This window comes from Bartonella sp. AS69XJJH, from assembly GCF_042195585.1.
In the GTDB taxonomy this organism is placed as follows: Bacteria; Pseudomonadota; Alphaproteobacteria; order Rhizobiales; family Rhizobiaceae; genus Bartonella.
In genome coordinates this window covers 1-794 of the sequence record NZ_JBHIOO010000121.1, presented here as the reverse complement: position 1 = coordinate 794, position 794 = coordinate 1, and the positions used below count along the sequence as shown (strand labels likewise).

1 protein-coding gene and 1 pseudogene are annotated in these 794 nt (G+C 37.8%); both read left to right on the top strand.

Going from position 1 to position 794, the window contains the following annotated elements; all coding sequences use genetic code 11:
* On the top strand, positions 1-611 hold a 611-nt coding region (locus ACFIK6_RS10095), incomplete at its 5' end, for a recombinase RecT (RefSeq protein ID WP_375677614.1).
* Between the two features lies 1 nt (position 612).
* A pseudogene (locus ACFIK6_RS10090) lies at positions 613-794 on the top strand (exonuclease); the annotation flags it as partial.

The window sequence follows — 794 nt, the reverse complement described above, 5'->3', positions numbered from 1 at the left end:
TTGTTTCTATCGACGGTTGGATAAAGATCATCAAATCAAATCCTAACTTTGATGGCATGACCTTTCAAGATCAACTCAATGAGAATGGGAATATAATTGCTATCAAATGTGCTATTCGTCTCAAAGGGATTAAAGATCCTATCGAAGTCACCGAATATCGCAAAGAATGCGAACAAGAAAAAAGTGAAGCATGGCAAAAATATCCAGCACGTATGTTGCGCCATAAAGCCACTATACAATGTGCTCGCTACGCTTTCGGGTTTTCCGGTATTTATGAAGAAGATGAAGCAAAACGTATCAATGAAACAAACCATAACGTACAAACGAAGTTAGTTTCTTATGATGTGCTTACGCAAATCAAACAATTAATAAACATCACTCAAACAGAAGAGGAAAAAGTGCTTGATTATGCAAAAGTCGACCGGCTTGAAGATCTTCCTGATGAAATAGCACAAAGGATTTTGGATATTTTGCAAAAGAGAAAGAATGAAAAAGAACAATATTTCCTACAACAAGAGCAAACAGACACGCCTATACAAGATGCCGAATATATTCACCTCCAAGATATAGAATATGCACCAACACCACAAGAACAAAGAACGGCGGTGTGAGATGGAACAAAGAACAGCAGAATGGTTTCAAGCGCGCTTGGGTAAAGTCACCGCATCACACATTTACAACATACTCAGTAAAACGACAAAAGGAGTGCCTACAAGCAAATATGAAGACTACAAAATCAAACTCATAACAGAGCGCTTAACAAGAGAAACAAGCCCCTATTATGAAACTGAAGA